Annotated in this window: 25 protein-coding genes; all 25 read right to left on the bottom strand. The window is 70.2% G+C overall.

Annotated elements, in window-relative coordinates; translation table 11 throughout:
* Positions 1 to 36: 36 nt before the first annotated feature.
* The gene (locus tag OG734_RS27110) at positions 37 to 1425 is read right to left on the bottom strand and encodes an FAD-binding oxidoreductase (protein WP_330290095.1); all 1389 of its coding nucleotides are present in this window, start codon (positions 1423 to 1425) and stop codon (positions 37 to 39) included.
* Positions 1426 to 1685: 260 nt separating this feature from the next.
* A complete protein-coding gene (locus tag OG734_RS27105) occupies positions 1686 to 2732 on the bottom strand; it encodes a methyltransferase (protein ID WP_443064914.1) in 1047 nt (348 codons plus the stop codon).
* Positions 2733 to 3086: 354 nt separating this feature from the next.
* The gene (locus tag OG734_RS27100; RefSeq protein WP_330290094.1) at positions 3087 to 4145 is read right to left on the bottom strand and encodes a methyltransferase; all 1059 of its coding nucleotides are present in this window, start codon (positions 4143 to 4145) and stop codon (positions 3087 to 3089) included.
* The gene (locus tag OG734_RS27095) at positions 4132 to 5700 is read right to left on the bottom strand and encodes an FAD-dependent monooxygenase (protein WP_330290093.1); all 1569 of its coding nucleotides are present in this window, start codon (positions 5698 to 5700) and stop codon (positions 4132 to 4134) included. The genes OG734_RS27100 and OG734_RS27095 overlap by 14 nt, the downstream gene beginning before the upstream one ends.
* 117 nt (positions 5701 to 5817) lie before the next feature.
* Positions 5818 to 6657 (bottom strand): SDR family oxidoreductase, encoded by an 840-nt coding sequence (locus OG734_RS27090; protein ID WP_330290092.1) that lies wholly within the window; start codon positions 6655 to 6657, stop codon positions 5818 to 5820.
* A 45-nt stretch (positions 6658 to 6702) separates the two neighbouring features.
* Positions 6703 to 7191, bottom strand: a complete 489-nt coding sequence (locus OG734_RS27085) for a flavin reductase family protein (protein ID WP_330290091.1) — start codon at positions 7189 to 7191, stop codon at positions 6703 to 6705.
* Between the two features lie 22 nt (positions 7192 to 7213).
* Complete coding sequence (locus tag OG734_RS27080) at positions 7214 to 8038, bottom strand: SDR family oxidoreductase (RefSeq protein WP_330290090.1); 825 nt, start codon at positions 8036 to 8038, stop codon at positions 7214 to 7216.
* A complete protein-coding gene (locus tag OG734_RS27075; protein ID WP_330290089.1) occupies positions 8035 to 8865 on the bottom strand; it encodes an SDR family oxidoreductase in 831 nt (276 codons plus the stop codon). The genes OG734_RS27080 and OG734_RS27075 overlap by 4 nt, the downstream gene beginning before the upstream one ends.
* A gap of 10 nt (positions 8866 to 8875) precedes the next feature.
* On the bottom strand, positions 8876 to 10000 hold the full coding sequence (locus OG734_RS27070; protein ID WP_330290088.1) for an acyl-CoA dehydrogenase family protein: 1125 nt from the start codon (positions 9998 to 10000) through the stop codon (positions 8876 to 8878).
* Positions 10001 to 10016: 16 nt separating this feature from the next.
* Entirely contained in the window at positions 10017 to 11795 is a 1779-nt protein-coding gene (locus tag OG734_RS27065) for an FAD-binding oxidoreductase (RefSeq protein ID WP_330290087.1), read from the bottom strand.
* Positions 11788 to 13377, bottom strand: a complete 1590-nt coding sequence (locus OG734_RS27060; protein ID WP_330290086.1) for an MFS transporter — start codon at positions 13375 to 13377, stop codon at positions 11788 to 11790. The genes OG734_RS27065 and OG734_RS27060 overlap by 8 nt, the downstream gene beginning before the upstream one ends.
* 61 nt (positions 13378 to 13438) lie before the next feature.
* Positions 13439 to 14017 carry a dTDP-4-dehydrorhamnose 3,5-epimerase family protein gene (locus OG734_RS27055; RefSeq protein ID WP_330290085.1) on the bottom strand — a complete coding sequence of 193 codons (579 nt, stop codon included), beginning with the start codon at positions 14015 to 14017 and terminating at the stop codon, positions 13439 to 13441.
* Between the two features lie 7 nt (positions 14018 to 14024).
* Complete coding sequence (locus tag OG734_RS27050; RefSeq protein ID WP_330290084.1) at positions 14025 to 15296, bottom strand: nucleotide disphospho-sugar-binding domain-containing protein; 1272 nt, start codon at positions 15294 to 15296, stop codon at positions 14025 to 14027.
* Between the two features lie 10 nt (positions 15297 to 15306).
* Entirely contained in the window at positions 15307 to 15822 is a 516-nt protein-coding gene (locus OG734_RS27045; protein WP_330290083.1) for a nuclear transport factor 2 family protein, read from the bottom strand.
* 18 nt (positions 15823 to 15840) lie between these two features.
* Complete coding sequence (locus tag OG734_RS27040; protein ID WP_330290082.1) at positions 15841 to 17496, bottom strand: FAD-dependent monooxygenase; 1656 nt, start codon at positions 17494 to 17496, stop codon at positions 15841 to 15843.
* Positions 17414 to 17638: a hypothetical protein gene (locus OG734_RS27035; protein WP_443065104.1), complete on the bottom strand. Its 225-nt coding sequence runs from the start codon at positions 17636 to 17638 to the stop codon at positions 17414 to 17416. Before OG734_RS27035 ends, OG734_RS27040 begins: the two co-directional genes overlap by 83 nt.
* 204 nt (positions 17639 to 17842) lie before the next feature.
* On the bottom strand, positions 17843 to 19327 hold the full coding sequence (locus OG734_RS27030; RefSeq protein WP_330290081.1) for an FAD-dependent monooxygenase: 1485 nt from the start codon (positions 19325 to 19327) through the stop codon (positions 17843 to 17845).
* 2 nt (positions 19328 to 19329) lie between these two features.
* A complete protein-coding gene (locus OG734_RS27025) occupies positions 19330 to 20265 on the bottom strand; it encodes an aromatase/cyclase (RefSeq protein WP_330290080.1) in 936 nt (311 codons plus the stop codon).
* A gap of 21 nt (positions 20266 to 20286) precedes the next feature.
* Positions 20287 to 21072 (bottom strand): 3-oxoacyl-ACP reductase FabG, encoded by a 786-nt coding sequence (gene fabG, locus OG734_RS27020; protein WP_330290079.1) that lies wholly within the window; start codon positions 21070 to 21072, stop codon positions 20287 to 20289.
* 148 nt (positions 21073 to 21220) lie between these two features.
* Positions 21221 to 21490, bottom strand: coding sequence for an acyl carrier protein (locus OG734_RS27015; protein WP_330290078.1), 270 nt, complete (start codon positions 21488 to 21490; stop codon positions 21221 to 21223).
* A 48-nt stretch (positions 21491 to 21538) separates the two neighbouring features.
* Positions 21539 to 22762 (bottom strand): ketosynthase chain-length factor, encoded by a 1224-nt coding sequence (locus OG734_RS27010; protein WP_330290077.1) that lies wholly within the window; start codon positions 22760 to 22762, stop codon positions 21539 to 21541.
* Positions 22759 to 24039, bottom strand: coding sequence for a beta-ketoacyl-[acyl-carrier-protein] synthase family protein (locus tag OG734_RS27005; RefSeq protein ID WP_330290076.1), 1281 nt, complete (start codon positions 24037 to 24039; stop codon positions 22759 to 22761). Before OG734_RS27005 ends, OG734_RS27010 begins: the two co-directional genes overlap by 4 nt.
* On the bottom strand, positions 24036 to 24362 hold the full coding sequence (locus OG734_RS27000) for a TcmI family type II polyketide cyclase (RefSeq protein WP_330290075.1): 327 nt from the start codon (positions 24360 to 24362) through the stop codon (positions 24036 to 24038). Before OG734_RS27000 ends, OG734_RS27005 begins: the two co-directional genes overlap by 4 nt.
* Positions 24347 to 24676: an aromatic-ring hydroxylase C-terminal domain-containing protein gene (locus OG734_RS48015; protein WP_443065103.1), complete on the bottom strand. Its 330-nt coding sequence runs from the start codon at positions 24674 to 24676 to the stop codon at positions 24347 to 24349. Before OG734_RS48015 ends, OG734_RS27000 begins: the two co-directional genes overlap by 16 nt.
* 512 nt (positions 24677 to 25188) lie before the next feature.
* Complete coding sequence (locus OG734_RS26995; protein ID WP_330293798.1) at positions 25189 to 25974, bottom strand: IS66 family transposase; 786 nt, start codon at positions 25972 to 25974, stop codon at positions 25189 to 25191.
* Between the last annotated feature and the right edge of the window lie 169 nt (positions 25975 to 26143).

Genomic DNA, 26143 nt, shown 5'->3' with positions numbered 1-26143 from the left:
CGGAGCATCGCCCCAGAAGTCAACTGGATTGGATTCTCACGACATCGCGGGCGTGATGTTGTGATTGGACCGGAAAAAGTTGGTCGGGTCGTACTTCGCCTTGATCTGGGCGAGTCGTTCCCCTGTGGCCCCGGGGAAGACCGCGTTCCCGATCTGCTCCTGCGTCACGTCCATGATGAAGTTGACGTAAGCGCCGGAGTCGGACTGCCGCATGGCGGTCATGAACTCATCGACCCAGGCGGTGTGGACAGCAGCCTCGGCCGCGTCGGCGTACATGGCGGACAGAAGCGCCATGATCTTGCTCTGCCGGTGAGCGAAGGCCGTGGCGTCGTTCGGGATCCGCGCCATGGCCCCGCCGAGCACCCGCAGCTGCGCCCCGGCAACCATCGCGCTCGAGGCGGTGACGCGCTCCAGGATGAGCTCGGCGGTCTCGCGGTCGACCTGGTCGATGAACATGTTGCGCGAGACGGAGATGGGGCGCTCCATGGGGTCCGCCGGGGGGAACATCCCTGAGTACGGCATGGCCTGCACCATGTCGGCCAGCGGCGGGACGATCGCCCGGAACCGGCCGATGACCTTCTCGCCCTCCTCGGCGGGGCCGGCGTAGCACAGCATCGCCAGAATGATCGGCTTGCCGTGGTACTCCGCGGGCACGAAGGGGAAGGGGGGTGCCGTCCACACGTTGATGATCGTGGAGAGCTCCTCAGGGGCGGCCACCGCCTCGGCGACGAAGGCCTCGAGGATCTCGGGAGTCACAGGGGTCACCATCATGCCGCCGTACACGCCGTCGAGCTCGTGCAACCGGAACTTGAAGCGGGTCGCCACCCCGAAGTTGCCGCCACCGCCACGGATGGCCCAGAACAGATCGGGGTGATCGTGCTCGTCCACCACCAGCAGTTCGCCGTCAGCCGTGACGATCTCCGCGGCCAGCAGATCGTCGATGGTCATTCCGTGCTTGCGGGTCAGGTAACCGATTCCGCCGCCCAGGGTGATGCCCCCGACCCCGACAAGGCGGCCGTCGCCGAATCCGGTCGCGAGCCCATGCTCCGCGGCGGCCTCGGTGTACTCGCCGGCGGTGATACCGGTCTCGGCCCAGGCGGTACGGGCCTCGACGTCGATCTCCAGCGCCCTCATGTTGGACAGGTCCAGGACGATGCCACCCTCGCAGACACTGTGCCCGGCCGGGCTGTGTCCACCGCTGCGGATGGCCAACTCGAGCCCGGTCTCTCGCGCCAGCGCCACGACGCTCGCCACCTGTGTGGCGTTCCTGGGGCGCAGGATGACGGCGGGCCTGCGGTCGATGTCGCCCGCGTACACGCTGCGCGCCGTTTCGTACTCGGCACCACCAGGCCTGATGACCTGTCCGTACTGCTCATCGGTGAGTTCCCCGACAGATAGGGGAATGCGGCCGAGAGGTGCTGTCACAGAGTGACTCCTTAATATCCGTCGCTGGTTGATTCGCGTCTCCGGTCCACGGGATTCTGTAGACGCTCCGACCCTGTCACCCGAGTCTTTTCTCTGTCAAACCCCAGAGGAAAGTCCCGCTCAATCTCGAGTGACATCGAGTTGCCCATTCCCAGCATGCGGACACGTGCCGTCGCGGCGGATTTCACGCGCGACGGAGGCACTATTTCAGTACGAGGCTCCCGCGCTGCGACACGAAGCGCTTCGCATGTACGCCCTATTCAGATTGCCCTGGCCTCGATGAGGCAGAACCCGGGCCCCCCGAGCTGTGTCACGGATACGACCTCGAGGCCCGCCCGGTGGCACACCTCGTCGAACTCGGCGCGAGTGCGCTCCCTGCCGCCCCAGTTCACCAGCATGTTGATGTCGCCGAGGTAGAGCCCCACGGCATGGGGGTCGACCACCTCGGACAGGACGGGCTCCACGATCAGGACGCGTCCGTCCGCCGGAAGCACCTCGCGGACGTGGCTGAGGATCGTGACGCACCGGTCGTCCGACCAGTCGTGCAGGATGCTCTTGATCAGGTAGGCGTCGGCGCCTTCGGGAACCGACGTGAAGAAGTCCCCCGGCACCACGGAACAGCGGTCCGTGAGGCCGTCGCGCCGCATGGTCTCCGGAGCCTGGGCCAGGCCCTCCTCGGTGTCGTAGAGGATGCCGGTGAGGGAGGTGTGCTCCCGCAGGACGCCGGCGAGCAGGGTGCCGTCGCCGCCTCCGATGTCGGCGACCGTGGTGAAGCGGCCGAAGTCGAAGGCGCCCGGCAGCACCGCCGCGGTGGCCCGAGTCGCCTGGCTCATCGCCTCGTTGAAGCCTGCGGAGCGCTCCGGGTGGTCCTTGAGATAGCTGAAGAAGTCCTTGCCGAAGGCCTTCTCGAACGAGGTGTCCCCGGTACGGAGGCTGTCGGTCAGGTGCTCCCAGCCGGGCTGCATGAGCCGCTCCATGAACCCGGAGGAGGTGACCAGCGAAGCCATGGAGCCGGGGCGCCCCGGGTCGAGGAGGGCGCCCGCAGACGTCACCGAGAAGGCGCCCGGCGCGGACTCCTCGAGGAGGCGCAGGCCGGCGAGGGCGCGGAGCAGCCGAAGTGTGGGCTGCGGGGCCGTGCCGGCTTCCTCGGCCACGTCGGTGGCGAGCCTTTCCTTGTCGCCCATCAGCTCGATGATTCTCAGGTCGATGGCCGCGCGCACGGTGTGCGCCGCCAAGGTCCCGAACATGAGTTGAACGACGTATCCGCGGTCCTCCGTCGTTGCCGCCTGGCCCTCGTCGTGCGCCACAGTGGTTCCCCTTCCGCTCCGCCGGTGCGCGATCCGACCACCAGGGCCGACCCCGCAAGTTAGGTGACCTACGTGCTGGATATGCGTCAGACCGATCTCCGAGTGCAGTCGGCCAGGTTTTTCTCATAGCCGCCCGGGCTATTACACCCGAGCCTTTCCACTGTCAAACGAGAGATGAAACACCCGATCAAATTCAGCCAAAGCGTCGAGCTCCCTATGCCGATGCCAGGGGGGTTATTAATCCACCGCGCAACCTGGAATTAACGGAGAATACAAGCATAGAGAGAGGAGACCATGGGGGTCTGGTGAAACCCTCGGGCCACCAGACCCGTTCCGCGGTGTACGACGAGACCGTCAGGCAGACGCCTTCACGAGGGTGAGCACGCGTGCGCCGTAGGCGAGGGCGTCGGACGCCGAGTCGATCCTCAGACCCGCGGCAGCCGCAAGCTCCTGCCACTGGGCGTACGTGCGTTCGCGCCCCCCGAAGTAGGCCATCATCCGGATGTCGCCACTCGTGAAACCCGGATCCGGCTTGGAAGGCGACTGGTCGGCGCACTCGATGAGCAGCAGAGAGCCGCCCGGCTCCAGCGCCTCCACACAGTTGCGCAGAATCCGCACGGCGTCGTCGTCCGACCAGTTGTGCAGCACGAACGACACCGTGATCAGGTCGGACGTCACCGGCAGCGGATCGAAGAAGCTGCCGTCGACCACGTCGACCTTGCCGGCCAGCCCGGCTGCCTCGAACTTCTCTCGTGCCCTGGCCGCCGGGCCGGGGAGTTCCAGCAGGGTGGCGCTGATCCCGGGCTCCTTCCCCAGCACGGTGGCGATCAGGTCGCCGTCGGCACCGCCCACATCGAGGATGTGACGCACACCGGTCCAGTCGTGTCGTTCCACCGCCTCGCTGAAGATGCGCGTCTGGCCGTGAGCCATCAGGTCGTAGAAGGTGGCGCCAAGGACCGCGTCACCCGAGACGTCGTCCCAGAATTCCTTGCCGTACCGCTTCCTGTAGATGGAGCCGCCGTCGCGGACGGCGTCGAAGAGGTGAACGAGTGCGAGGTCCGCCCGCCCGATCATGTGCGTCGGGTCCAGCCACCCCACCTGGGACACCGGGTGGCCGTGGGCCAGCAACTCGCCGAGGGCGGTGGGCGCGTAGTTGCCCGGCGTGGACTCCGCCAGCACATCGATGGCGACCAGGTGCCGGACCACCCTCCCCAGCGTCTCCTGATGAGAATCGGTCACCTTCGCGAGCGACTCGAGGTCCTGGACGCCGTCCTGCATGTGGTCGACCAGCCGCAGGTTCGCGGCCACCCGCAGCGCCATGGGGGTAACCAGGTCACCGAGCCGCATCAACGTGGCGAACTCCGGGGGGAGTTCAGCGACCACGGAGGGGGACGTCAGTTCATCCTTGGACATGCGATTCTCCGATCAACGTGGGCGATGTCAGGCCTTGTTCGTGTGCGGGGCCGAACCACCTGGTGAGCGCGGTCTTGAGGGCCGCGGTGGCGGTTCCCGGCGTGGCCGAGCCGACGGGGGCGGTGGGCGCCACCCAGGCGACATGGCCGTCGGGGCGGATCAGAACGGCCGCGGGGGCCGGGACGTCGCCGATCACCGGGTACGTCCAGTGATCGTCCTGGCACTCCGCCTCGACGAGGTCCACCCGGTCCGTCCAGCCGTCGAGGGCGGCGCGGAGCTCGGGTCGTCCGGTGAGGTCGAGCAGAACGGGTCGTGCGGTGTGCAGCAGCTCGAAGACGCGTGTCTGCCCCGAGGGTGACTTGATGTCGAGGTCGGGCATCCGGCGGCCGAGAGCCGAATGCCCGTCGCCCACTGGGTAGTGGACGTCGAGCTGGGTGCAGGCGCCGCCCAGATACCGATTGGCGTCCTCGAACCGGACAAGGGCGCCGAACACCTCGCGGAGCGCCTCGGTCTGCGCGTCCGGGCGCCAGAGGACGGTCTGTGCGCGGGTACTGCCAAGCATGCGCTCGGCGGCCGGGTGCCGTTCGTCGTGGTAGCTGTCGAGCAGCTCCTCGGAGGCCTGCCCACGCACGACGGCGGCGAGCTTCCAGCCCAGGTTGACGGCGTCCTGGACCCCCAGGTTCATTCCCTGTCCGCTGGAGGGGAAATGGATGTGCGCGGCGTCCCCGGCCAGCAGGACCCGTCCTTCGCGGTACCTGTCGGCCTGCCGGGCGGCGTCGCTGAAGCTGCTGAGCCAGTGCGGGCTGTGCATGCCGAAGTCGGTACCGGCGATCCTGACGCATGCCTCGCGGAGCATCTCCAGGGTCACCGGGGCGTCTCGGCTCGTGGCCTTGTCGAACTCCATGGTGATCACCCGGTGCGTGCCGGGCTGGTCGGAGTCGAAGATCATGAAGGACCCGTGCTCCCGGCGGCCCTCGGGGCCGAAGACGATCCCGGGGGGCGGGTCGGTGAGCTTGACGTCGCCGAGCAGTGCGGTCACGGTGGCCGGTGTGCCGGGGTAGCCGATGCCGGCCAGTTTGCGTACGGCGCTGCGGCCGCCGTCGCAGCCCACCAGGTAGCCGGCGCGCAGCAGTTCGGTGCCCTGGGCCCCGGCGACCTCCACCTCGATCCCGGTCCCGTCCTGGCGCAGACCGATGACCTCGGCGGACCGGCGCAGCCGTACGCCCAGCTCGATCGCACGTTCCTCCAGGAGTTGCTCGACCCGGGACTGGTGGAGGGCGAGCGCGTACGGATGTCGCGTCGGGAGGTTCCCGATGTCCAGAGGTATGAAGGAGAAGTGTGCGAGCGGGCCCGTCCTGCCGGCCGCGAGGAACCGGTCCGCGATCCCGCGCTGGTCGAGGAGCTCCACGCTCCGGGCGTGCAGGCCGCCGGCCCGTGATTCACCGCTTCGTTCCGCGAGCCGTTCCAGTACCAACACGTCCACCCCGGCGAGCCGCAGCTCGCAGGCGAGCATCAGCCCGGTCGGGCCGGCACCGGCGACTATCACATCCGCCACAGAACACCTCTCTTGTTCCGCCGTACATCTGCATGCAGGCGATGTCGTCGACGGCTCTACGGCAGTCGTCTCGGGGCATGCGGGAGGCCGCCGGCCCCTGACGGCCCCCCGTCGTCCCTACCGGAAGTCGGCCGCGTGATCGGCGGCCCACTGGTCAAACGTGCGTGCGGGGCGGCCGGTGACCTCCTCGACCGTCGGTGAGATCTCCGCCGGCACACCGGCGCGCCCCGCCTGGAACCTGAGGGTCATGTCCGCGAGGTCGGCCGGGACCCGGTTCCGGATCATCTGCTCGCGCGCGACGGCCGGCGGCACCTCCTCGTACCGCACCGGACGTCCGATGGCCTCGCCGATCCGCCGGGCCTGCTCGGTCTGGGTGAGCGGCTCTGGCCCGGTCAGCACGTACTTCGCGCCCACGTGCCCGTCCGTCCGCAGCATGCGGGTGGCGACGTCCGCGATGTCACGCTCGTCGATGAGCGCCATCTCGGCCTCCGCGTACGGCCCGCGCACCACACCACCGGCGCGGATCTGCGGCGCCCACTGCAGGGTGTTGACGGCGAAACCGCAGGGCCGGACGAGAGTCCACTCCAGCCCGGACGTCTCGACCTCGTGCTCGATCTCCTTGTGGTACGCCACGATCGCGTTGTCGGCGCCGTCGGTGGTGTACTCGACGGACGACGACGAGAGCATGACGACCCGGCGTACCCCGCGTTCCCTTGCGGCCCGGAGGATCGGACCCCCCGTGCCCGGCGAGGGGAACAGGAACAGCGCGGAGACGCCCTCCAGCGCGGGCTCCGCCGTCTCCGGCCGGGTGAGGTCGCCACCGACCACCTCGGCCCCCGCCGGCAGGCGGGCTTTCTCCGGGCTACGGGTCAGCGCGCGTACCGACTCGCCCGCGGCGAGCAGTTGGCGAACGACATGACGACCGACGTTCCCGGTCGCTCCGGTCACCAGAAACACGGACCCCTCCCCATCTCCGACCTCTCTGGATCAGCCTCGGCAACGTCATTCCGCACGTGACCGCTCCCTCAGGCCGGCGAAGCGGCCGCCCTGGAAGATCAACGGCCTCGCGTCGGCTCCCAGGGACCAGTCCTCCGCTTCGGCGATCACCAGGTGGTGGTCCCCCGCGACCTGAACCGTCCTGATCCGGCAGTCCAGCCAGCCGAGTCCGTCCGCTGTCACGGGGCGCCCGGCGGGGGTCCGGGCCCAGTCCCGGTCGGCGAACCGGTCCGCGCCGGATGCCGAGAAGGTCCGGCAGATCTCCTCCTGCGTATCGCTGAGGATCGAGACCGCGAAACCGCCCGTGGCCCGGACGGCCGGCCACGTGGTCGAGGTCAGCGCGGCGCAGAACGCGATCAGAGGCGGATCGAGTGACACAGAGGTGAAGGAGTTCACCGCCATGCCGACCGGCCCGCCGTCCGACTCCGCGGTCACCAGCACCACTCCGGTGCTGAAACATCCCAGTACGTCGCGGAAACTACGCTGGGTCAGCACGGTCGCATCCCTTTCCCGGGTGTCAGCGAAAACCGTCGGCGTTGTCGCGCGCCCACTCCGCGAACGTCCTCGCCGGCTTCCCGGTCACCGTTTCGACGGTGGGCAGGGCCTGGGTCTCCGTCAGGGTGGGGCTGCCGAGGAACTCCAGGGTGGCGGCCACGATCTGGGGCGGCATGTGCGCGGCCATCGCCTCCTGGGCCCGCTCCGGAGTGATCTCCTCGTGCCGCAGCTGCCGGCCGATCGCCTCGCCGATCGCAGCCACCTGCTCGACGGGCGTGATCGGCGCGGGGCCGGTGAGCGCGTAGGCCGCGCCGACGTGCCCGTCCTGGGTGAGCGCGGTCCGGGCCACAGCCGCGATGTCACCGGAGTGGACAGCGGGCAGGGCCACCTGCCCGTACGGCGTGCGGACCACGTCGCCCACCGCGAGCTGGGCTGCCCAGGACCGGGTGTTGGAGGCGAACTGGCCCGGACGCAGGAACGTCCACTCCAGGCCGGACTTCTCCACGGCGCTCTCGGCCTCCTGGTGCACCTTGCCGATGAAGGAGTCCGGGCGGGTCTCCACGGCCATGGTGGACAGCAGCACGACCCGCCGCACCCCGGCGCGGGCCGCCTCCTCGAGCACGGCGGTCTCGTTGCCGGACATCATGAGGAAGAGGGACTCCACCCCGGCGAAGGCCGTGGCCAGCGACCGCGGTGTGCCGAAGTCCCCCTCGGCGACGTCCACGTCGGCCTGGAACCTGGCCCGCGCCGGGTCCCGGGTGAGCGCGCGGACGGCGACTCCCTCGGCACGCAGTTGCCGCAGCAGCTCGCCGCCAACGTTGCCCGTGGCTCCGGATATCAGAATCATGACGTCACCTTTCGGAATGTGTTGGTGTGGTCGGCCACCCATTGGGCGAAGGTCAGCCCGGGCCTGCCCAGGAAGGGGTCGACCGGCGAGATCTCGTGCGGGCGGCCGACCATCTTGGCGAACATTTTCAGCCGCGCCTCCACGGCGTGCGGGGGGACTCCGGCCCGGAGCCACTCCTGCCGCGCCTCGTCGTGGCTGAGTTCCGCGAAGCGGACCGGCTCGCCTGTCACTTCGCCGATGATCCGTGCCCGGTCGGCGTAGCTGAGCGACTCCGGCCCGCTGAACAGTGGTGTGTCGCCCGCAAGTTCGTCGGTCAGCAGGGCGCGGGCGGCCACCGCCGCGATGTCGCGCTCATGAACGGGGGCAGTCCACGCGTCCCCGAAGGGGAAACGAGCGACGCCGTCGGTCCTGATCTGCTCGGCCCACTCCAGGGCGGTCGCCGCGAACCCTCCGGCGGGCCGCAGGAACGTCCATTCCACACCGGTCTCCTCGATCTGACGCTCCAGATCCCGGTGCTTCACGCCGATCATATTCTTGGGGTCGTCGTCGAGGACCGAGTAGGACGACAGGGCGACGATGCGGCGGACCCCTGCCGCCTTCATCCGGGCGATCGGCTCCGCGGAGCCCCCGGGGAAGGCATTCATGACGAAGAACACCGAGGTGATGCCGTCCAGGGGCAGATCGGCGGTGGCGGCCACCTCGACCTCGGCGGGCAGGCCAGCCCTGGCCGGGGCGCGGCTGAGAGCCCGTACCTTTCGGCCGGCCGCGAGCAGCTCGTCCACGAGCGGCCTGCCGACGGTCCCGGTGGCTCCGGTTACCAAGATCATTACTGTCTCCTTAGGACGGCCCGACGAGACCCTGAAGATTCATGGTGTAGGCGAGCCCCGCGGGCTCGAACTGCATGACCGCGTGGCTGGCGACCGAGCGCACGTCCCGCCAGTACCGCCCCAGCGGGTGCCCGTCCTCCTGGGCCCTGGTGCCGCCGATCCTCAGCAGCCGATCGGTCGCGCCGACCAGCATCTCCAGCGCCAGCGCGCAGTCCCTGCGGTTGCGGAGCGCGAGCCCCGGCGGCACGGCAGCACCGTCCGCGACGGCGGCGGCCCGCTCCAGCAGCATCTGGGCCGCGTCGATCTCGCCGGCGGCCCGTGCGAAGTCCACCTGGTAGGGCTGGCCGGCCGCAGCCCGGGGACCCGTCGGGGCGACCGCCACGAGCTGCTCCGCGATGGCGAGTGCGGCACGCGCGGCGCCCAGTACGGGAGCGACGAACATCAGCCCGCTCACGGCGGGGTTCGACAGCTGGGTGTAGCCCGGCAGGCCCACCATCACGCCCCGCATCGCGTCCTCGCGCAGGCAGGTGCGGTGCTCGGGCACGAACACGTCGTCCAGGACGACCGTGTGGCTGCCGGTGGCCCGCATGCCGAGGGAGGACCAGGTGTCTTCGTAGGTGTAGTCCTCGCGCGGTATCGCGAAGAGCCTCATCGGCTGCCCGCCGGACTGCGGACCGGGGGCGGGGCCGGTCAACAGCGCCCAGCCGAAGTGCTCGACGCCGCTGACGTAGGTCCAGGACCCGGAGAGCCGGTACCCGCCCTCCACCGGGACCGCTGTACCCATCGGCTTGAAGACGATCGCCGCCATCACGTCGGGACCGTCCGCCCAGATGTCGGCCTGGCCCTGCTCGGGCATACAGCAGATGTACCGGGCGGAGTAGGCGGCGACGCTGGCGAGCCACGCCGTCGAGGGGCACTCCTCTGCGAGCTTCGCCACTACGGCGGTCAGGTCCGTGTGGTTGCGCTCAGGCCCTCCCCAACGGGTCGGCACCCGCCACTGGGCGAACCCGGCGTCCACCATCGCCCGGATGACCTCCGGGCTCACCCTGCGCTCGACGTCGGCCTGCGCGGCCTGCGCCCCGGCCAGCTTGGCGAGCTCGGCCAGCGCCGCCTGTGTCTCTGTCGAAAGTGACATGCCGGTCGTTCCCCTTTCACGCACCGTCGAGGACGGGCGGGATGTTGTGGTTGACACGGAACAGGTTGTGCGGGTCGTACGCGGCCTTCAGCGCGGTCAGCCGCTGGTAGTCCGGCTCCGCGTAGGCCCGCCGGACCCGCTCGGGGTCGGAGTCGTGGTCGTACAGGAAACCCGGCAGCAGCGCGCCGGTGTCCCAGGGCCGCAGCCGTCCCATGACCTCGTCCGCGGCCCGGCGCACCGCGCCCGCCTCCTCGGCCGGGGCCGGCATCCGCAGCCACAGGTGGAACGCCGCGTCCCGGGCGCCCACCGCGTGCGCACGGGCGGGCGGCCGGCTCAGCGCGCCACCGAGGTGGCGCAACTCGATGCCGGGGAACGGTCCTTCGGGCGCCGCCGGATCGATGAGCGAGACCAGCGTCTCGACCGCCGCGTCGTCCAGCTCGTACAGCAGCGCGCTGCGGAAGTGCACCCTGACCGGGCCCTTCGGGTCGTGGTGCATCTCGGTGATCTCCGCGTACGGCATCGCGGCGCAGGTGTCGTTCTCGGGCGTGAGCGCGCGCAACGGTTCCACCAGCCGGGCGCCTGACGCTTCGTCGCCGGTGTAGACGATGTGCACCTGCACGAACGACCGGCCACGCCAGTCCTCGGGCAGCTGTGGCACGTCCGGGAGCCGCAGCAGAGTCACCGAGGACGACATCTCGTCCGGCTGATCCTTGGCCCAGGCCAGGTAGGACCGCATCACGTGCGCAGCGTGCGCGGGGTCCTCACCCGGGTAGTAGAGCTCGCCTCCGTAGACGGTCCGCAGCGGCACCAGGTCGATCTCGGCCGTGGTCACCACGCCGAAGTTGCTGTTGCCGCCCCGTACCGCCCAGAACAGATCCGGTTCCTGGGTCGGCGAGATGGTGCGGACGCGGCCGTCGGCCGTGACGAGCTCAAGGGAGCGGACATGGTCCGCGGCGAAGCCGTACGTGCGGCAGGTCAGCGGCAGTCCGCCGCCGGTCAGGTAGCCCATCACCCCGACCTGGCCGGAGGAACCGCACAGCGGCGCGAGGCCGTGCTCAGCGGCGGCGGCGAGCACGTCGCCCCACCGTAGCCCCGCGCCGATCCGGGCGGTTCGAGCCCGCGGATCGACCGACAGTTCCCGCAGCTCCCTGGTCGAGACGAACACCGCGCCGTCGGCGGGCACCGACTTGCCGTGCCCGGTCGACTCCACCGCGACCGGCCGGTCCGTCGTAGCGGCGAACCGGACGGCGGCGGCCACGTCGTCGGCGTCGGCGGCGATCACGACGGCGGCAGGACGGTGCTCGACGGTGAGCAGCCAGCCGGAGCTCGCCTCCTCGAATCCGTCGTCGCCCCGGTGGAGCGTGCGTCCGCGGATCGGCGCGCCCAGGCTCACGACGTCGTGCCAGGCGGCCGGTTCGTCAGCCACTCGTTCGCCGGCGGACTCGGCCGTGGTGGAGTGCACCATCACGCCGTCGGGGGTGTAGATCCGGGCGGTGCCGACTCCTGTGTGCGTGTCCCCGTCGAGGTGGGCTTCGACGTGCGCCCGGAGGTGGCCCTGGTGGCCGCTCGCCGGGGTGAAGGTCTCGGTGAGTTCGTAGGTGAATCGCCCCTCCTGCCCGGCGGCCCAGGTGCCGGTGCCCACCGTGACGGGGGTACGCAGCGCGATCGTGCCGTCCGGCGCGAACGAGATGGTGTAGGGGTCGGTCTGACCGTCGTGGCGCACCAGACCGGTCCAGACACCCACGGGGGTCTGGACCGCGTCGGCGGCGGAGTTCGTGTTCAGCATGTCAGCCATCCGTCTTCTCCAAGGACTTCGCCGGATCGTCCGTCTCCGCGAGCGGCGGAGGGCCCGGCAACCGGGTGTTGCGCAGCAGGGCCGTGGCCGCCGCGGCCAGCAGCACGGCGAGCACCGCACCGACGATCGCGGTCGTCTGCAGGCCGTGCACGAATGCCTCGCGGGCCACCGACAACAGCCGGGAGCTGTCGGCGGCCGGCAGTTTGTGGGCGACGTCGACCGCGGCGGCGAGAGAGTCCCTGGCCGCCTCGCCGAGGGGGCCAGGGAGCCCCTCGGGGAGCTTGTCGGCCAGGTTGGCCCGGTACACCGCGAAGCCGATGCTGCCCATCACCGCGATGCCCAGTGCGCTGCCGAGCTCGGAGCCGGTCGCGCTCATCCCGGACGCGGCACCGGCGCGCTCGGGCGGGGCGGCGCTGACGATCATTCCGGTGCCCAGCACGGTCAACGGGCCGAGCCCGAGCCCGATGACGGACGTCCCGCCCACCGCGAGGAACAGGTCGGAGGGGCCGCTGACGCGGCTCAGCAGCAGCATGCCGAACGCGGCGACCACCAGACTGCCGGAGAGCAGGGTGCTCAGCTTCATCCGTCCGGCGAGCGCCGGCCCGCTCATGGAGCCGACGAAGACTCCGAAGGTGATCGGCAGCGACCACAGCCCGGCCTGGACCGGGGACAGGCCGCGCACGAGCTGCAGATACTGCAGGACGAGGAACTGTGACCCGGCGGCCAGCAAGGTGGCGAGCACCACCATGCCCAGGGCGATGCCGAACAGCCTGTTGCGGAACAGCGAGAGGTCGACCAGCGGCTGCTCGAGCCGGCGCTGGCGCGAGAGGAAGAGCGCCGCCAGCGCCAGGCCGACGACGACGGCTATGCCCGGCTCGGCGCCCAGGCCGTCCTGGGCGATCCGCTTGATGCCGTAGATCAGGGCGAGCATGCCGATGACGGACATGATCGCGCTGATGAGGTCCGGACGTGCGACCGAGCGGTCCCGGTACTCGGGCAACACGATCGGACCGAAGATGATCAGCAGCGCCATCACGGGAACACCGATCAGGAAGACCGAGCCCCACCAGAACCACTCCAGAAACGCGCCACCGACCAGCGGGCCGATCACCGTGCCGACCCCGAAGAAGCCGGTCCAGGCGCCGATCGCGGCACCCTGCTGCTTGGGGTCCTGGAACAGGACCCGGATCAGCGAGAGCGTGGAGGGCATCAGGGTGGAGCCCGCGATGCCCAGCAGCGCCCGCGCGGCGATGAGCATCGCCGGGTTGACCGAGAACGCCGAGACCACCGAGGCCGCTCCGAACGCGACCGCGCCGATCAGCAGCAGTCGCCGACGGCCGATCCTGTCCCCGATCGCGCCCATGGGGATGAGGAAGCCGGCGATGAGGAAGCCATAGATGTCCACGATCCACAGCAACTCGGTGTTGCCGGGCCGCAGGTCGGCGGTGATTGTGGGCAGAGCCAGATGCAGGACGGTCAGGTCCATGGCGATGAGCATGGTGGGAAGCGCGAGGACCGCCAGCCCCAGCCATTCTCTTCGGGTCGCTCGCGGTGCTGCCGCCCTACCCACGTCGGTACTCAAAGAAAAGTCTCCTTGCGTTGTCATTGGCTGAGCGACGGGACCCGCTCACGTCGGGACGGCGTCACGACCGCACGTCGTTCCAGTCCGCGAGCAACCCCGAGGCGAGCGCCGCACGCACCCCGGGTGCCTTCGCGTCCTTCTCCGACATCAACGGAGGCTCGCCGAACCCCCAGGGGAGCGCCAGGTCCGGATCGAGGGGGTTGATGTCGATCTGTGTGCCGGGCACGTGCCGCGTGGAGACCACGTAGCAGATGCAGGCGTCGTCGGTGAGCGACAGGAACCCGTGCCCGACCCCCTCCGGCACGTACACGCACCGGCCGGACTCGGCGTCCAGCTGGGTCACCTGGTGCGCGCCGAAGGTGGGCGACCCCACCCGCAGGTCGACGACGATGTCGCGGAGCGCCCCGCGCACACAGGTGACGTACTTGGCCTGGCCCGGCGGTACGGCCACCCCGTGGATACCGCGGAGGGTGTTCCAGCGGGACACCGAGTAGTTGATCTGTTCGGGCCGGAAGGGACGCCCGGTGACCTCCTCGACCTGGTCGTAGCGGAACGCTTCGAAGAACGAGCCCCGCTCGTCGGAGATCTTCTTCGGGGTGAACACGAACGCGCCCGGCACCCGGGTCTCGACCACATCCATGTCCGGTTCAGCCCCGGGTGCGGTGCTGCTCGGCCATCCGCTCCAGCACCGGCACGATCTCGCCGGGGCCGGGGGCGGCGGTCATGTCCGCGTACACGGCGGCGGTCCCCCGCCGGAACGACGGCTCGGTCAGCATCCTGGAGAGCTCGCCGCCCACCTGCGCCGCGGTCAGGCCGTCGCTGTGGAGGACCACGCCCGCGCCCTTGGCCTCCAGATAGCGGGAGGTGTTCAGCGCGCTGCCCAGCTCGTCCCTGACGATCATCTGGGGCACGCGGTGCGCGGCCGCCGCGAAGAACGTGCCGAAGCCACCGTGGTGGATGACCGCCGAGCAGGTCGGCATCACCTGCGTGAGCGGTATGTAGTCGAACAGCCGCACGTTGTCGGGGACGCGCACGTCTTCGCCCAGCTGGTCGGCGTTGACCGTGGCAACCACCTCTACGTCCATGTCGGCCACCGCCTCGAAGGCGGCCATGACCCGCGCGTCCGGGCCGTCGTGGACCGTACGCCCGGTGACGCCCAGCGACAGGCAGACCCGGGGCCGCGACGGCGGCTGCGACAACCACTCCGGCATCGGGGCCGCCCCCGTGTACGGCACCCAGCGCATTGGGACCCGGCGCAGTCCTTCGTACCTGGGCAGCTGCGAGGGGATCGGGTCCACGGTGAAGTCGCCGAACACCAACTCGTCGGAGAAGTCGTGGCCGAACCGCCCGAACACCGGCGCCAGGGTCGCGGCCAGCGGATCCGTGTCCGCGCTCACCCCTGACGCCGGGTCATTCATACGTTCGACCAGGCGGCCACGGATCCAGCCGAGGTAGTCGGGGCCCCACATCAGCCGGGCAGACGCGGCCCCGGACTCGCGGGCCGCGACCGAGCCCGCCGGACAGGCCGGATCCCAGATCACCAGGTCCGGGCGCCAGGTCCGGGCGGCCTCGACCAGGTTGTCGGCGAGCTCCTGGCGCCCCTCCTCGTCCGGGTGGTACCGCTTGTTCGCGGCCACCAGGTAGAAGCGGATCGCCCGCCAGAGCTGGTCGAAGTCGGAGCCGGCCTCGAACCCGAGCGCGTCGCTGAAGCGGTCCAGCTCCACATCGGTGACCGGTGCGGGCGGCGAGGTGCGCTCGCCGAGCCCGACCGCCGTGAGCCCGGCCGCGGTGATCTCCTCGACCAGACCGGTGTTGCCGGCCACCCGCACTTCATGTCCGGCGCTCTGCAACGCCCACGCCAGCGGGATGCTGGGGTACAGGTGAGCGGTCAGTGGTGCGACCGCGAAAAGAATCCGCATGTGAATGCCCCTAGCTGTCGTGCACGTCAACGCGGACCGGCGGTGTGCCGCGGGTCCAGACCACCTCGAACGCGAGCCGCGCGAAGCGCCAGCCGGCGTCGGTCCGCACCGCCTCGCCCTCGAAGCGGTCCCCGACTTGGAAGGGCTCGGGTGCCCCGGGTCTCCCGTGCGCCCCTGGCTGCCCGGGCGGCTGTTCAGGTGTCGCCTCGTGGGGGTGCAGGTGGGTGGCGATCAGGCTTCCTCTCACCCGCGCCCGGTCCCCGTCGATCTCGACGAGGTGGCCGGCGGCCACGTGGTGGGTCCGCCGCCACTTGCCCATCATCGCGGCGGTGTACTCGGCCATGCCGGCCACGCCGTCGTGACCGCCCATCATGAACTGGAACCTGCCGTCCTCGGTGAAGATCGACCGCGCCCAGGCGTCGTCGAACTCCGCGTCGTCCAGACCGGCCAGATAGCGGTCGACCAGCTCCTGGACGTCCAGGCGGTCGGCGAGCCGGCGCAGGGGGCCCGCGTCGTCGTACGGCATGTGCGTGCTCCTCCGCTCTCAGCCGACAGGGGTGACAGGGCCCACCGGGGTGGCCGAGGCGCCGAACCAACGGGCCAGCGCGTCGGTCAGCTCCTCCTGCCCGCCTGGCGCGACCCAGGCCACGTGCCCGTCGGGCCGCACCAGCACGGCGTCCACGCGCGAGACCGGGGAATCGGCGGCCGGCTTGGCGGTCACCACGTCCACCCGGTCGGCCCACGGCTGCGCGGACTGCCGTACGGACTCGTCGTCGGCGAGGTCCAGCACGAGGCCGCGCGCCCCGCGCAGCAGCGGGAAGACCGTCGTCGTCCCCGCCTCTCCGGCGAGTTCGAGGTCGGGCATGCGCAGCCCGAGCAGCGGGTGGTCGCCCGGGCCCATCGGGTACCTGATCTCCAGCCCGCTGACCATGCCGGCCAGGTGCCGGTGCACGACCTCGTGGTCGGTGAGCTCGCCCAGCACATCGCGGAGCGGCTGCATCTCGGTGCCGCCCAGGAAGAGCAGCCCTTGGGCGCGGGTGTTGTTGAGCAGCCGCCGGCCCACCGCGTGCCGCTCGTCGTAGTAGGTGTCGAGCAGCGTGCCCGGGGCCTGGCCACGCACCACGGCGGCGAGCTTCCAGCCGAGGTTGAAGGCGTCCTGGACACCGGTGTTCATGCCCAGCCCGCCCGCCGGGAGGTGGACGTGCGCGGCGTCCCCCGCGAGCAGCACCCGCCCCCTGCGGTACTCGGTCGCGAGTCGCGTGGCGTCGCCGAAGGCGCTCACCCACAACGCCTCGCCGTGGCTGATGTCCTCTCCGGTGAGCCGCTGCCAGCCGGCGGCGACCTCGCTGAACGTCAGCGGCTCGGTGCGCCGTCGCGGGGGCGTGCCCCGCTCGCACACCACGACCCGGTCCACCCCGTCACCGATGGGGGCCGACATCGCGACCCCGCCGGGCAGCCACTCGCCGATGAAGCGTGGCCTGATGGCGCACCCTCGGACGTCGGCGAGGAACAGCTCGAGGGTGGCGGGGGTGCCGGGGAAATCGAAACCGGCCAGCCCACGCACGGTGCTGCGGCCGCCGTCGCACCCGACCAGGTACCGCGCGCGCAGCAGCAGCGGCCCGTCGGGCCCTTCGACCTGGGCCTCCACGGTCTCGCCGGTGTCGGTCAGGCCGACGACCTCGTGGCCTCGGCGCAGGTCGCAGCCGAGCTCGGCGACCCAGCCACGCAGCACCGCCTCGGTGTGGACCTGCGGCAGGTTCATGACGCCGGGATGGGCCTCGGGAAACACCCCGAAGTCCAGCGGCAGCCCGCCGAAGTGCCCGCGGGTGGTGGTCTGCACCGGGATGTCCAGCGCGTCGAACCTGTCCACCAGACCGCGCTGCGCGAACACCTCCATGGTCCTCGGGGTGAAGCCCAACCCGCGGGATTCGGTGGTTGGTTCGGTCAGCCGGTCCAGCACGACGACGTCGACCCCGGCGAGGCGCAGCTCCCCTGCGAGCATGAGCCCGGTCGGCCCGGCGCCGACGACGATGACCTCGGCGTCGAATGCAGCATCCATCGGTGGTCTCCTCCTCAGATTCTGGGCACGGCGTGCGACGTCCACCGGCTGCCTCGCTTCATGCCGGACCGTCGACGCGACCGGACCGCGCACAGCGGCCGTCACCCGGTGACTTGACGGACACCGTGGATGCCCGGGCACCTTCACGCATCGCGGGCGACCGCCAACTGCGGGGCGACGGGTGACCCGGTGCCCGCTCGGGGCGTCGCCAGCCCGCGGCGGCCCGGCGCGCCCGGCCAGGCGCGGGAGAGCCGGCCTCCTGGCGCGCCAGCAGCACCGTCATCACGGCGGCCAGTTCCTCGGCCGTCGGGCGCCCCCTCACCACGCGGATCACCGGGGGGAATTGCCGTGTCTGCGCACCGGCGGGTCGGCGTGCTTGTCGCGGAGCACGGTCGGCGATCGGGCCGGCACAGGGGCGACGGCCGTCCCGATCTGCCGACGGACGATTTTCCTTGCGATCTTGTGCATGGCAGGCGCTCTCTCTCGATCACGGGTTCGGGGCGCCGAACCAACGGTGCAGCGCGGCACGGAAATGTGTCGTACCGTCGTCGACCCATGCGACGTGACCGTCGGGGCGGAGCAGGACCGCACGGACGGCCGTGCCGGCGAGCTCGAACGGGGATCCAAGGCCGTGCGGCGTCGCGGTCGACACCATGCGGACCCGGTCCGCCCAGCCGGCGACCGCTCCCGCCGGCAGGCCGGCAGCGGAGTCGAGCAGCACCCCGCAGCCGGTGCGGAGCAGCTCCGCGGTACTGGACGGGCCGGTCTCGGTGGTCAGTTCCCAGTGCGGCACCCGGCCGCCGAGCAGCGGGGCGTCGCTTCCGTCGGGGTAACGGACGTCCAGACCGCTGATCATGCCGGCCAGCTGCGCGATCACCTCGTCGTGGCCGAGCAGCTCGGCCACCATCGCGCGCAGCGGCTCCACCTCCGCGCCGCCAAGCAGCAACGTGGCCTGCGCCTCGATGTTGGTCAGCACACGGCGGCCAACGGCGTGCCGCTCGTCGTGGTAGCTGTCGAGCAAGCCCGCCGGCGCCCGGCCACGCACCTGCGCCGCCAGCTTCCAGCCCAGGTTCACGGCGTCCTGCAGCCCCAGGTTGAGGGCCTGGCCTCCGACCGGCATCTGCACGTGGGCGGCGTCCCCAGCGAGCAGCACCCGGCCGCTGCGGTACCGCTCGGCCAGCCTACGGGCGTTCCCGAACGCGTTCACCCAGATCGGCCTGCCCGCGCCGATGTCCTCCCCGGTGACCCTCGCCCACACGGCCGCGACCTCCGCGAACTCCGGCTCCCCGGCACGTGCCGGGGCGGCCCTGCCGAACTCATGCACCATGACCCGGGTGACCCCATCGGGCCGACGGTGGGCGATGGCCAGGCCGCGCTCGTGGCGTTCGAACCGGCGGTTGGGCACGTCGATACCGGCCACGTCGGCGCGGAGCAGCTCCCGCGTCGCGTCCATGCCGGGGAAGGCGAAGTCCGCCAGCCGCCGTACGGCGCTGTTTTCACCATCGCATCCCACGAGGTAGGCGGCCCGGATCCGGACCCTGCCCCCGGGGCCCGCCGCCTCGGCTTCGACCCCCGACTCGGTCTGCCGCAGGCCGACGAGATCGTGACCGCGTCTGACGACCGCGCCGAGACCGACCGCCCAGCTGCCCAGCAGTTGTTCGGTGCAGGCCTGCGGCACCTTCCACTGGCCCCGGTACCGGCTGTCCAGCCCGCTGAAGTCCAGGCGGATCCCACCGAAGTGCCCGACCATGTCGTTGGGCACCGTCCCCAACGCGTCTAGCAGCCCTCGCTGATCGAAGATCTCCATGGTGCGGGCGTGCAGGGTCGACGCCCGCGACTCGGTGGTGGGTTCGGCCAGCCGCTCCAGTACGGTCACCCGCGCCCCGCCAGTCCGCAGTTCCCCGGCGAGCATCAGCCCGACCGGCCCGGCACCCACGATGATCACATCGGTGTCCACAGAGTGCGCGGCCATGGTCAGCGCTTGCTCTCCGCGTGGTCCTTCGCATGGCCGAGGGTGGCGCGGCTGTTGGTGCTCAGTGCGTTGCGGACGTACTCCCGAGCATCCGCGACGCTCGCCTCGGGGCCGAGCACCCGGGCGATGTTGTCGGTGTTAAGGACCACGGTGTGCTGCGAAGAAGCGGCGACGCCCCGCTCGTTCTCCGTGAAGGTCCAGTAGCCGGTGTGCAGCGTCATCAGGGCGGGCAGGGTGACCTGCTTGTACGCGATCCTGTGGTGCGGGAAGGTCACCCGGTACGACTTGGTGGTGTGCGTGGAACCGTCCTGCGCGCGGGTGTCCATCTCCAGGGTCTGCAGCCCCGGAGTGTCCTCCTCCAGGCGGACGCTCGCCACGTGCGGGAGCCGCTCGGCCCACAGCCCCGCCTCGTTGACGAAGTCGTAGACGTCCTTGGCCTGGCCCTGTATCTGGACGGTGTCCTCGAAGGAGAAGGTGATCTCCTCGGAGGCGTGGGCCAGTTCGACGTTCTGTTTCAGGGAGGCGAGTTCGGCGCGGGAGTTGCGGTCGACGGCCTCGTCGATCCATTTCAGGCTCTCGACATCGTCGTCGATCGCCCGGTAGTCGTGCAGCAGCCGCACCCGGGAAGCCGAGTCGGACAGCGGTTCGACGATCCAGGTGCCGCTCATGGCGGCGACCGGCGGGCTGGAGATCTCCTGCCGGAAGGTGATCCGCAGATCTCGCGGGTCCAGAGTGCGGCGCGAAGTCCAGTTCTTGGCCTCACCGTTGGCGGTGGCCCAGATCCGTATGCGCTCCTCGTCGACGCCCCGCTCCACGTGGTCGACGTGGATGGTGGGCGGGAAGATCCGGGGCCAGTTCTCCACCTCGGCGATCAGCCGGTAGACGGCGGCGGCCGGGGCGTCGACGGTGATCTCGTGCTCGACCATGCGGTTCGTCATCGGTCCTCTTCTCCGCGAATGTCAGAAGTTGCCCAGGCCGCCGCAGACGTTCAGTGCCTGTGCGGTGATGGAGGCGGCGGTGTCGGAGGCCAGGTAGCCGACCAGGCCCGCGACCTCCTCGGGGGTGGAGTAACGGCCCAGCGGGATCTTCGCCTCGAACTTCTGGAGGATGGCCCCCTCGCTCGTGTCGTAGGCGGCCGCGTAGCCCTGGCGGACGCGTTGCGCCATCGGGGTCTCGACATAGCCGGGGCAGACTGCGTTCACGGTGATCCCGGTCGGGCCCAGTTCGTTGCCGAGCGCCTTGGTGAAGCCGACGACACCATGTTTGGAGGCGGAGTACGGGGCACCGAGCACCACGCCCTGCTTTCCGGCGGTGGAGGCGATGTTGATGATCCGGCCACGGTTCTTGTGCCGCATGCCGCCGGTGTTGAGCACCTCACGGGTCATCAGGAACACGCTGTTGAGGTTAGTGTTGATGACGTCGAACCAGAGCTCGTCGGCGATGTCGGCGGTGACCCCGCCACCGGACCGGCCCGCGTTGTTGACCAGCACATCGATCGGGCCGAAGCGGTCGACGGCCTGCTGCACGAAGCGGTGGATGTCCGCCACTGAGCGGACGTCGCAGGGGGCGCCGTCGACGTCGAGTCCCTCGTCGACGAACTCCTTGACGGTACGAGTCACGCTTTCCTCCGTGCGGGCACAGAGGAACACGCGGTGGCCCTGGCGGGCCAGCAGCCTGGCTGCCTCCAGGCCGATACCGCTGGTGGCGCCGGTGACGATGGCGACCTTCGGTTTCTGCTCCGTCATGTTGTCTCCTGACTGCGTCGGTGGGCGACGCCGGGCACGCCGGCCGTGGCACGGCCGTGCGGGAGCGTGAAGTGGAGTGGGCGCGCCGCCGGCCCCGCCGGGGAATCGACGGTTGACCGGTGGGAACCGGCGGTGCGGTCGGGGAGGGTCAGTTGACGCCGGACGGCACCAGCACACCGTTGACGGCCTCGATCAGGGCGCGTGGTGTTCTGGCATCGGTCACCGCGTCGTCGTCCAACATCACACCGAATTCGCGTTCGATGCGGCTGCCGGTCTCCAGCATGGCCAACGACTCGTAGCCGAGCGACTCGAAGTCGGTGTCGAGGATGTCCCCATCGAGGTCGACGCCTTCGTCCGCGCCGGCACCCTCGCGCAGGATGCGCTTCAGGTCATCGACGGTGAACTCGCGGGCAGACATGAATGGTTGTCCTTTCATCTCGGTATGGCGGTCACTGCGGGTGCCGGGCTAGACGGCGCGTGCCACCAGCGCGGAGTTGAAGCCGCCGTGGCCGCGGGCGATCACCAGAGCGGAGCGGACCGTCGCGGTGCGCTCCTCTTCGACGACCAGGTCGAGGTCGTACTCGGGGTCGGGGGTGACTCCGATGGAGGGCGGGATCACTCCGTCGCGCATGGCGAGGAACGCGGCGGCCACGTCCAGCGGTGCCGCGCCCGAGTAGAGGCGTCCGGTCATGGTCTTGGGCGCGGTGACCGGCACGGCGCGCGGACCGAACACCCGGGAGATCGCCTCGGCCTCGACACGGTCCAGTTCGGGGATCGCGGCCGCGTCGGCGAACACCACGTCGATCTCCTCCGGGGCGACGCCCGCGTCGGCCAGCGCCAGTTCGATCGCCCTTGCCAGCCCGGGCGGGCGGCCGCTGCCCGGCCGGGGGTCCAGGGTGGAGCCGTATCCGGCGATCTCTCCGTAGACCACGCGGGCCCCTCGGGCACGGGCGCTCTCCAGATCCTCGAGGACCAGCAGCGCCCCGCCCTCCCCCGGCACATGTCCTCGCGCGGCGGCGTCGAAGGGCAGATACGCCCGCGCCGGGTCCTCACTCGTGCTCAGCCGGCCGCCTGCCATCTGGGCGACCCAGCCCCACGGGCAGATCGAGGCGTCGATGGACCCTGACATCACCAGCCCGGTGCCTTTGCGGATCTGACGCCGGGCCTGAGCGATCGCGTCAAGCCCGCCCGCCTGGTCGCCGACGACCACACCGCTCGGGCCGCGCATGCCGTTGCGGATGGAGATCTGGCCGCTGTTGACCGCGTAGAACCAGGCGAAGGACTGGTAGGCGCTCACGTAACGGCTGCCCTTGCTCCACAGCGCCTGCAGCTCCCGCTGACCGAACTCGAAACCGCCCGACGAGCTGGCCGTGATCACGCCCATGTCGTACTCGGGCCGTTCCCGCGGGTCGACACCCGCGTCGGCGAGCGCCCAGTCGGCGCTCGCCAGGGCGATCCGGGTCATCCGGTCGGTCTGTGGCAGCAGCCGCCCCGGCAGATGGTCCTCGGCGACGAAGTCGTTGATCTCCCCCGCCAGCCGGGCCGGGTACTGCGCGGGGTCGAACCGCGAGATACGGCCGATACCGCTGATCCCCTTGCGAGCCGACGCCCAGTACGTGTCCGTGCCGCAGCCGTTGGGGGCGGCCACGCCCAGACCGGTCACCACGGTCCTGACGGCGGCGCCGCTCATACCGCGCTCCTTTCGGGGCGGGCCAGCACCATCGCGCTCTGGAAACCGCCGAAGCCGCTGCCCACCGAGAGCACGGCGTCGGTCCGCCAGTCACGTGCCGTCAACGGCACGTAGTCCAGGTCGCATTCGGGGTCGGGCGTGTGCAGGTTGGCGGTCGGCGGCACGACACCGTGTTCCATCGCGAGCACGCTGGCCGCGATCTCGATCGAACCGATGGCGCCCAGCGAGTGACCGACCATCGACTTGATCGAGCTGACGGGTACCTGGTAGGCGCGCTCACCCAGGCTGCGTTTGAAAGCGGCGGTCTCGTGCCGGTCGTTCTGCTTGGTGCCCGAGCCGTGCGCGTTGACGTAGTCGACGTCGTCCGGGTTGAGCCGGGCCTCGTCCAGGGCGACCCGGATCGCCTCGGCCATCTCCCGTCCGTCGGGGCGCAGGCCCGTCATGTGGAAGGCGTTGCTGCGCGTGGCGTAGCCGGCGACCTCCGCGTAGACATGCGCGCCTCGTCGTCTGGCGCTGTCCAGTTCCTCCAGGACGAAGACGGCCGCTCCCTCGCCCAGGACGAATCCGTTGCGGGTGCGGTCGAAGGGACGGGAGGCGTGCTCCGGATCGTCGTTGCGCGATGTGGTCGCCTTGATCGCGTCGAAACACGCCACCGTGATCGGTGAGATGGGAGCGTCCGACGCGCCGGCCACCATGACGTCGGCCGAGCCCTCACGGATCAGCTCGGTGGCGTAGCCCACCGCGTCCAGCCCGGAGGTGCAGCCGGTGGAGACCACCGTGGCGGGACCCTCGGCACCCACGGCCCACGCCACCTCGACAGCGAAGGAGCTGGGCACCAGGTAGTTGTAGAGGTGCGGGACGGCGTAGGTGTGGTCCACGAGTTCGAGCCGGCCGCTGTCGCTGACGGTGCGGTACTCCTCGTCCAGCCCCATGGTGGCGCCGACCGCACTACCGATCGTCACGCCGGTGCGGTGCGGATCGAGAGCGGTGAGGTCCAGTCCACTGTCCACCACAGCCTCGTGCGCCGTCACCACGGCGAACTGCGCAGCTCGGTCCATCCGCCGGATCTGCTGGGTGCTCAGCCCGAGGAGTTCGGCGTCGAAGTCGACCTCCGCGGCGACCTGCGAGCGGAACGGGGTAGGGTCGAAGAAGCTGATGCGGCGGGTGGCGGTGCGGCCGTCGGTCAGCAGACTCCAGAAGTTCTTGACGCCCACGCCGCCGGGCGCGGTGACGCCGATTCCGGTGATGACGACCCGCCGACCATGCGGCGCGCTCACCGTTCGGTCCAGTGGTAGAAGCGCTCCGCCATGGCATCGGCGGGAGAGCGCCAGGTGGCCGGGTCGTAGGCGGTGATGAACGGTTGCAGGTCGTTGCTGATGGTGACGAACCGGGAATCGGTCTTCGCCTCCTCGATACGCTCGCCACCGTCTTCGCCGTCGAAATCCTGCAGGTGGAAGTACAAGCCGCGGTACGAGAAGAGCTGCCGGCGCCTGGTTCCCATCCGATGCGGCATCTCCGTCTCGTCGAACGCGCCGAAGAGGCTCGCGACCTCCGCGGCCGAGCGGGGTTCCATCCGGGCCACGATCAACGTGCTGTGCATCCACATCTCCTTGTCCAGACGGTCAGATCGGGAGGGGCCGAACCAGCGCTTGAGCGCTTGGGCAGGGCGTGGTGGCTGCCGGGCGTAGCCCAGGCCACGTGCCCGTCGGGGCGAACGAGGACGGCCGATGCGCCGGCTGCCGGGCTGGAGCCCGTGGGGAGCCGCGGTCGCGATGTCCACACGGTCGGACCAGCCTGACGCCCGGCCGCGGAGGACGGCGTTGTCCTCCAGATCAAGCAGACGCCCCACCCGGCGTGCAGTTCCTGGGCGCTGTTGGTCTTCCGGCTGCCGGTCACCAACTCCAGGTGCGGCATGCGCAGTCCCAGCAGCGGATGGCTGCCGGGGCCGACGTTGTAGCGGATCTCCAGACCCCACACCCTTGTGGCATCGTCTCGGTGTCGGACTGCGGGACGGTCTTTACCGCGCGGTGGACCCCCGAAGTCCACCGGCAGTCCGCCGAAGTGCCCCGCGTCGCTGGTGCCGATGTCGCCGAAGCCGTACAACAGTCAGCACTGGTCGAGCATGAGACCGGCGGGACCCGCTCCGGCGACGATGACTGATGCGTCCATGGCTGCACCTTCGGGGGACGTCGAAATGAGATGGATAGGGCAAAGCGGCGCACCGAAACATGTCATCGGTGCGCCGCACGAGAAATTGCAGTGATTTCACTTCAGGCCGGATGATAGATATCCCCGAATTGGCCTTCGATTATCCCAGCCGGTGAATCGACACAGTGCTGAGGAAGTTAGTGAACAGCTTCTTCGAAGAACTGAAGGATGTCAATGCCGATTCCTCAAAGCAGCGACAGGGCTGAGTCAGAGAATGGTTAAACCCCCCTGCACTGACAGCGCGGTTTCACCTGGCCAGGGTGCGGATGCGACGCGGTATCGCACGCGCCCACATATCCGCTGGAAAACGAGAGCGGGCACGGCGCCGAGGCCGCGCCCGCTCGTTCCTGGAGGACCGATCGTATGCATTCAGAAGCAATGAGCCAGAATTCTGGCGGTGCGTAGTGTTCGCTGGTCAGGTGGGTAGGGGCGATGGGTGGCATCCAGAGGTTGCCGGTGAAGGCGCGGTGGATCGCCTCGAAGGCGCTCATGCCGTGCTTGCGGGCTGAGTCGAGGTAGGAGCGCACGGCGAGCCCGGCCGCGGCACCGGTGTCGGACTGGTGGCAGCCGGAGATCTTGACCTGGGTCTTGACCGGCCGAAGTGCCCTCCCGCCGGTGTTGTTGGTGAAGGGGACCTGTTTCGGGTGGTCGGCGAAGCGCAGGACGTTGTCGGCCTGGTCACGGAGACGTTCCAGGAGGTTGCGGGCCGGGGACTGTTTGCGGCCCTCGGCTCTGCGGTGCAGGGCCAGGCCCGCCGAGACGCCCTGGTGGTAGCGGCGTTGGTAGAACAGCAGGGCCTCGGGGGTGATCTCGGCTGTTTCGCCGGAGCGCACGCGTCGGGCCTGGCGGTTCAGACCGGCCAGGGCCCAGCGGATCTGCTGGGGCCACTTCTGTTTCGGGTGGTCCTGTTCGGCGGCGGTCAACTCGCGGACCAGGTGCGCCCCGCACAGTTGGTGGGAGGCGTCCGGGTAGCCGGCATAGAGCGAGAGCGAGTCGTGGACCAGGGTGCCCCCGGAATCCGGGCAGCACCCGCAGGGAGCTCGCGCCCTCGCGTGAACGCGGGGCCAGCCCGAGCAGGGTCAGGTGCTCGGTGCACGCCACGTGCAGCCAGCGGCGCCTGGACCCGATGCGGGGGGTGCCCCTATCTGTTTCGTCAACCCCGGTGGGGTCGGC

Origin of the sequence: Streptomyces sp. NBC_00576 (genome assembly GCF_036345175.1) — a bacterium.
GTDB lineage: Bacteria > Actinomycetota > Actinomycetes > Streptomycetales > Streptomycetaceae > Streptomyces.
Note: the sequence above shows the minus strand (reverse complement) of the source record. Positions and strands in the feature narration are given on the sequence as shown.

Coding starts and splice junctions, on each gene's coding strand:
- OG734_RS27100 (WP_330290094.1), bottom strand. CDS start 4,145: ATGTCCAAGGATGAACTGACGTCCCCCTCCGTGGTCGCTGAACTCCCC.
- OG734_RS27080 (WP_330290090.1), bottom strand. CDS start 8,038: ATGATTCTGATATCCGGAGCCACGGGCAACGTTGGCGGCGAGCTGCTG.
- OG734_RS27075 (WP_330290089.1), bottom strand. CDS start 8,865: ATGATCTTGGTAACCGGAGCCACCGGGACCGTCGGCAGGCCGCTCGTG.
- OG734_RS27070 (WP_330290088.1), bottom strand. CDS start 10,000: ATGTCACTTTCGACAGAGACACAGGCGGCGCTGGCCGAGCTCGCCAAG.
- OG734_RS27065 (WP_330290087.1), bottom strand. CDS start 11,795: ATGGCTGACATGCTGAACACGAACTCCGCCGCCGACGCGGTCCAGACC.
- OG734_RS27055 (WP_330290085.1), bottom strand. CDS start 14,017: ATGGATGTGGTCGAGACCCGGGTGCCGGGCGCGTTCGTGTTCACCCCG.
- OG734_RS27050 (WP_330290084.1), bottom strand. CDS start 15,296: ATGCGGATTCTTTTCGCGGTCGCACCACTGACCGCTCACCTGTACCCC.
- OG734_RS27045 (WP_330290083.1), bottom strand. CDS start 15,822: ATGCCGTACGACGACGCGGGCCCCCTGCGCCGGCTCGCCGACCGCCTG.
- OG734_RS27035 (WP_443065104.1), bottom strand. CDS start 17,638: ATGACGGTGCTGCTGGCGCGCCAGGAGGCCGGCTCTCCCGCGCCTGGC.
- OG734_RS27030 (WP_330290081.1), bottom strand. CDS start 19,327: ATGGCCGCGCACTCTGTGGACACCGATGTGATCATCGTGGGTGCCGGG.
- OG734_RS27025 (WP_330290080.1), bottom strand. CDS start 20,265: ATGACGAACCGCATGGTCGAGCACGAGATCACCGTCGACGCCCCGGCC.
- fabG (WP_330290079.1), bottom strand. CDS start 21,072: ATGACGGAGCAGAAACCGAAGGTCGCCATCGTCACCGGCGCCACCAGC.
- OG734_RS27015 (WP_330290078.1), bottom strand. CDS start 21,490: ATGTCTGCCCGCGAGTTCACCGTCGATGACCTGAAGCGCATCCTGCGC.
- OG734_RS27010 (WP_330290077.1), bottom strand. CDS start 22,762: ATGAGCGGCGCCGCCGTCAGGACCGTGGTGACCGGTCTGGGCGTGGCC.
- OG734_RS27000 (WP_330290075.1), bottom strand. CDS start 24,362: ATGCACAGCACGTTGATCGTGGCCCGGATGGAACCCCGCTCGGCCGCG.
- OG734_RS48015 (WP_443065103.1), bottom strand. CDS start 24,676: ATGCCGCACCTGGAGTTGGTGACCGGCAGCCGGAAGACCAACAGCGCC.